Annotated in this window: 5 protein-coding genes; 3 read left to right on the top strand and 2 right to left on the bottom strand. The window is 66.3% G+C overall.

The window, feature by feature from the left end:
* The coding region (locus Q7T26_12060) for a CDP-alcohol phosphatidyltransferase family protein (GenBank protein MDO8532874.1) at positions 1-477 on the bottom strand (477 nt) is incomplete at its 3' end.
* Positions 478-841: 364 nt separating this feature from the next.
* Between Q7T26_12060 and Q7T26_12055 the strand changes: the two genes are divergently transcribed.
* Positions 842-2,116: a DEAD/DEAH box helicase gene (locus tag Q7T26_12055; protein ID MDO8532873.1), complete on the top strand. Its 1,275-nt coding sequence runs from the start codon at positions 842-844 to the stop codon at positions 2,114-2,116.
* Between the two features lie 149 nt (positions 2,117-2,265).
* Here Q7T26_12055 and Q7T26_12050 read toward each other — a convergent pair whose 3' ends face one another.
* On the bottom strand, positions 2,266-2,715 hold the full coding sequence (locus Q7T26_12050) for a dual specificity protein phosphatase (GenBank protein MDO8532872.1): 450 nt from the start codon (positions 2,713-2,715) through the stop codon (positions 2,266-2,268).
* Positions 2,716-2,974: 259 nt separating this feature from the next.
* On the opposite strand from Q7T26_12050, the gene lipA reads away from it, so the two are divergent.
* Positions 2,975-3,877, top strand: a complete 903-nt coding sequence (lipA, locus tag Q7T26_12045; GenBank protein ID MDO8532871.1) for a lipoyl synthase — start codon at positions 2,975-2,977, stop codon at positions 3,875-3,877.
* A 22-nt stretch (positions 3,878-3,899) separates the two neighbouring features.
* Entirely contained in the window at positions 3,900-5,288 is a 1,389-nt protein-coding gene (gene lpdA, locus Q7T26_12040) for a dihydrolipoyl dehydrogenase (protein MDO8532870.1), read from the top strand.
* Positions 5,289-5,481: the final 193 nt, after the last annotated feature.

The raw sequence follows: 5,481 nt of genomic DNA, 5'->3' as shown, positions 1-5,481 counted from the left end.
CAGCCCCAGGGCCAGGAGGATGACCCGCTCAGGCCGCGCGGCGATGCCGATGTCGCCGGGGACGCCCAGCCCTTCCGAGCGGGCGCGCAGGTAGCTGACCAGAAAGGACGCCACGAGCGCGGCGAACGCCAGCATCACACCCGCCGCGTCGCCGAGACCCACGGAGCGCCAGGCCAGCCCGCCGAAGACCGCTGCCTCCGCGACGCGGTCCGCCGTCGAGTCCAGCAGCGCCCCGAAGCGCGTGACCCTGTTGGACGCACGGGCCAGCGCCCCGTCCAGCATGTCGAAAAGGCCCGCCGCCAGCAGGATGACGCCTCCCGCCGCGACATAGCCCACGGCGACGGCCAGCGCCGCCGCCAGGCTGATGAGCAGCCCCACGATGGTCAGGGCGTTCGGGCTGACGCCGGTGCGCGCCAGCCACCGGGCGACCGGCTCGGCGAAAACGCGGGTCAGAAGGGCCTTGGCTCTGCTTCTCATAGTGCGTGTCCCGCGAAGGCTACCAGAGGGCGTCCGCAACGTCAAGGGAAGCGTCATGATGCACAACACCGCGCCGACCACCGCATGTCGTCGCCATGCACCATAATGGCGGGAGAGAACACGGTCTGTTTGCATAAACTGGAGAGTCTTGGTATACTGTATCCAGATCATGACACCCACACCCCCTTCAACCGATAAACGCGGCCGGTCTCCTTGGCGTCGCCTCCTGGGGCTTTTCTCCGAACCCGCCAGCAGGCAGCACCCCCAGCAGACTGAAGACCATGTTGCCGTTCCCGAGCGGACGCCTCCTCAACCTGTAGCGCCCGCGCCGCGGCCCGCTCCGCAACCCGCTTCGGCGGCCCCGGTGGCCCCGGCAGCGACACCGCCCCAGCGTCCGCCGTACCCCCGGCCCGCGCGCGCGCCGCGTTACCAGAGGACCGCGCCGCCCCGGGACATCCGTGCCCCTGTCCAGACCGGCCCACTCCCGCGCAACCAACCCTTCGGCGACATGCTGGTCTCCGAGCCGGTGGCCCGCGCGCTGAAGGATATGGGCTACGTGGAGCCGACGCCCATTCAGAAGCAGGCCATCCCCGTCATGCTGCAGGGCAGGGACGTGGTCGGCAAGGCGCAGACCGGCACGGGCAAGACGACGGCGTTCGGCCTGCCGATGGTCGAGATGCTGGACCCGGCTGCGCGGCACATCCAGAGCATCGTCCTCGTGCCGACGCGCGAGCTTGCGGTCCAGGTGACGTTGGAGCTGCAAAAGCTCTGCCGCTACCGCGGTCTCAAGGTGGTGACGCTCTACGGCGGTCAGCCCATCATCAAGCAGTTCGCCGCGTTGAATGTGGGCGCGCACATCATCGTGGGCACGCCGGGCCGCGTGCAGGACCACGTCAGCCGCGGGACCATCCGCCTCGACCATGTACGCATCGCGATACTGGACGAGGCGGACCAGATGCTGGACATCGGCTTCGCGGAGGACATGGTGCGCATCCTGCGCCTGACGCCTCCAAGCCGCCAGACGGCGCTTTTCTCCGCGACCATCCCACCGTTCATCAAGACAATGATTCACCGCTTCCAGCGCGATCCGCAGTTCATACAGATCGGCGGCGAGAGCGAGCCGGCCGCCACCATTCACCAAATCTACTACGAGGTCGCGGCCAGCGACAAGCTGTCTGGCCTCGCCGAGGTGCTGAACACGAAGCTGAGGGACGGCAAGGTGCTCATCTTTTGCCGCACCAAGTCCGGCGTGGACCGGCTTGTGATGAACCTGCAGCGCCGCGGCTTGAAGGCGGCGGGCATCCATGGCGATCTCCGCCAGAGCCAGCGCGACACGGTCATGAATGCGTTTCGCGCGGGCACGCTGCGCACCCTGGTGGCCACCAACGTGGCCTCGCGCGGGCTGGACATTCCGGAGGTCTCTCACGTTGTAAACTACGACATGCCGGAGACGGTGGACGAGTACGTTCACCGCATAGGCCGCACCGGGCGCATCGGCCACGAGGGCGTCTCCATCAGCTTCATCACCGAAGGCGACTTTCAAACGCTGGATGCGCTCAAGTCCCATATGGGCAAAGACCTGCGGAAGGAGCGCCTCGCGCTCTACCAACGTTCCCCCGCGCGCGTCGCGTCCGCGTAGGAAGTAGAGAGTGGCATCCATCTGGACGCCACTGTTGTTGTACCCGCTCTTCCCTCTTGACGTGGCGGTATAATGGCCAAAGCAAAAGACGCCGGACAATTGTCCGGCGTCTCGCGTTTCAGAAAGGTCGGGGGTGAACGGCCTCGGTTTTACGCAGTGGGCTTGTGGCCGTTCCCGTTGCCGTTCTCTCGGTACGTCTGATACTCCCGCCATAGATGGAAGAGCGCGGGGTCCGGGTTGGCGATGGGCCGCTTCCGCGTGACCGCCGCCAGGGCTTCGTCAAGGGTCAGCCCCTCCTTGGTCGCCAGGTACGCCGCAGCCACAAAGGGGGCGCGGCTGACGCCGGAGGCGCAGTGAAGCAGAGTGCGGTGCCGGTCCAGCAGGTCATCAAGGACATCCAGAGCGCGGGCCAGGTCAGCGGGCTTGTTGCCTGGGCCGTCGTGGAGCTGGACACGGTGCCAATCGAAACCCATACCGGGGATGAAGGTGGGGAAGTCATTCAGGCCCAATACACCGGCGATACCCTGGCGCTTGAGTTCCTCGTGGTTCATGGCGTCGTTGATCTCGCCTACAGCCAGCCGTTCGTTAATCCAGTTCATGAAATGCGGAGCGTCCTCCTTGTCAAGTCCAGTGCCGCATATCGGCTCCCAGCATACGCCACACTTTACATAGCATAACCGCGTTCTTGGGAGTCGTCAACTCCGCCTTGGGCGCGCCGGAAAAATCTGCTTTTGCCACCTGTGCGGAGCATGCTATACTAAAACGTTCACTATGGACACGACTGACGCAAGCATCACCTCTGTGGCATCGTCGGAGACGGCACGGACTGACCCAGCCCTCGCCGTCCCCTGGCGTGGTATGCCGCAGCCGCCATCCGCGGGCCAGGCTCCCGTCGCGGCGCGCCTGCCCCCCTGGCTGAAGGTCCGCTTCCCCGCGGGCGACACCTACATGCGCCTCAAGCGCCTGATGCGAGACAACAGCCTGCACACAGTATGCGAAGAGGCTCGCTGCCCGAACATCGGCGAGTGTTGGAACGCAGGTACCGCCACGTTCATGGTTCTGGGCGACGTCTGCACGCGAAGCTGCGCCTTCTGCGCGGTGAGGAAAGGCAGGCCCCAGGGCATGGACTGGCGGGAGCCGGAGCGCGTCGCAGCGGCGGTGAAGCTGCTCGACTTGCGCTATTGCGTCATCACCTCGGTCAATCGCGACGACCAGCCCGACGGCGGCGCGGGCATATTTGCCCGGTGCATCCAGCTAATACGGGAGCAGTCCCCCGGCTGCAAGGTAGAGGTCCTGACCCCGGACTTCCTGGGCGACTGCGACGCCATTGAAACAGTGGCCCGGGCGCGCCCGGACGTCTTCAGCCACAACACGGAGACCGTGCCGCGCCTTTACCGGCGCATACGTCCCAAGGCCACCTACGAACGCTCTCTGGCGTTCATCGCCCAGGTGCGCGCCAGCGACCCAAGCATTGTCACGAAATCCGGCGTCATGGCTGGCCTGGGCGAGACGTGGGACGAGCTGCTCCAGACTATGCGTGACATTCAGCGGGCTGGCTGCGACATCCTGACTATCGGCCAGTACCTGCGGCCATCGCCGTGGCACGCCGCCGTCGTCAGGTTCTACACGCCGGAGGAGTTCAAGGAGTTGGCCCGCCTGGGCATGACGATGGGCTATCGTCACGTGGAGGCGGGGCCGCTGGTGCGCAGCTCCTATCTGGCGGAGCGCCAGGTGGAGAGCATGGTTGCCGCCAGAGCGTGAATCGGGAGAAAGGGCCAAGCTGATGGAGCGATATAACTTGGCGATCATCGGCGCCGGACCCGGCGGCTACGTGGCCGCCATCCGGGCGGCCCAACTCGGCCTGAAGACCGTCGTCATCGAGCGCGAGGCGCCGGGGGGCATCTGCCTCAACTGGGGCTGCATCCCCAGCAAGGCCCTTCTGCGGAGCGCCGAGATTCTGGCCCTTTTTAAGCGCGGCAAGGAGTTCGGCTTCACATTCGACAACTTCAAGGCGGACTACGCAGTCGCCGAGGCCCGCAGCCGCAAGGTCGTGGACCGGCTGGTCAAGGGCGTGGAGTTCCTGCTCAAGAAGAACAAGGTGGACTACGTGCAGGGCACGGCGCGCCTGGCCTCGCCGCAACGCATCGAGGTGGCCCCCAGCGGCCAGACTATTGAGGCGGACAACGTCATCATCGCCACTGGCGCGCGGCCACGGAGCATCCCCGGCCTGGAGCCGGATGGCAAGAACGTCATCACGTACCGCGAGGCGGTGACGCTGACCGAGGTCCCGGAGTCGGTCGTCATCGTCGGCGCGGGCGCCATCGGCGTCGAGTTCGCCTATCTGTGGCACACCTACGGGAGCAAGGTCATGCTGGTCGAGGCGCTCCCGCGTCTCGTCCCGACGGAGGACGAGGAGATCAGCGCGGAACTGGAGCGAAGCTTCAAGAAACAGAGCATGAACTACTTCACGAACGCCAGGGTGGAGGGGGTGAGCTGGGCCGACCCTTCCGGGGAAGGGCGGGTCGCGGTGGCCACGGCGGACGGGAAGAAAGACGTGCGGGGACGGAAGGTGCTGGTGGCCGTCGGCGTGCAACCCAACAGCGAAGGGCTGGGCCTGGAGGCGCTGGGCGTCCGCATGGAGCGCGGATCCGTCAAGGTGGACGCGCGTATGCGGACGAGCGTGCCGGGTGTGTACGCCATCGGCGACGTGACCGGCGAAGTGCTTCTGGCGCACGTCGCGTCGGCGCAGGGCGTCGTTGCGGCGGAGGCCATCGCCGGGCGGCAGCCGGCGCGCCTGTCCTACGTGGATATGCCGCGCGCGACTTACTGTCAGCCGCAGGTGGCGAGCCTTGGTCTGACCGAGGCGCAGGCGCGCCAGCAGGGCCATGAGGTCAAGGTGGGGCGCTTTCCCTTCCGCGCCATCGGCAAGGCGCTGGCGCTGGGGGATTCCGACGGCCTGGTGAAGATCGTGGCCGACGCCAAGACCGGCGAGATCCTGGGCGCGCATATGATCGGCCCCGAGGTGACGGAGCTGCTGGGAGAGCTGTCCATCGCCAAGCTGCTGGAGTCCACGCCGCTGGAGTTGGGGTCGGCGGTCCATCCGCATCCCACGCTCTCCGAGGCGCTGCGCGAGGCGGCGCTGGACGTCAACAAAGAAGCCATTCACACGTAGCCGAGGGGGGTGGTGGAGGCATGGCTCCTTCCGCGGAAGGACGCGGGGGATCGTCATACATCAAGGAGGGAAACGCGGTGCAAGTTGTGAAAGAGAGGGCTTTGTCCAAGGCCCAGATGCGGGACTTCTACCGGCGAATGCTGCTCATCCGGCGCTTCGAGGAGAAGTGCTCCGAGTGGTACATGCGCGGCAA

This window comes from Dehalococcoidia bacterium (assembly GCA_030648205.1).
In the GTDB taxonomy this organism is placed as follows: Bacteria; Chloroflexota; Dehalococcoidia; order JAUSIH01; family JAUSIH01; genus JAUSIH01.
This window is presented reverse-complemented; position numbering and strand designations above follow the sequence as displayed.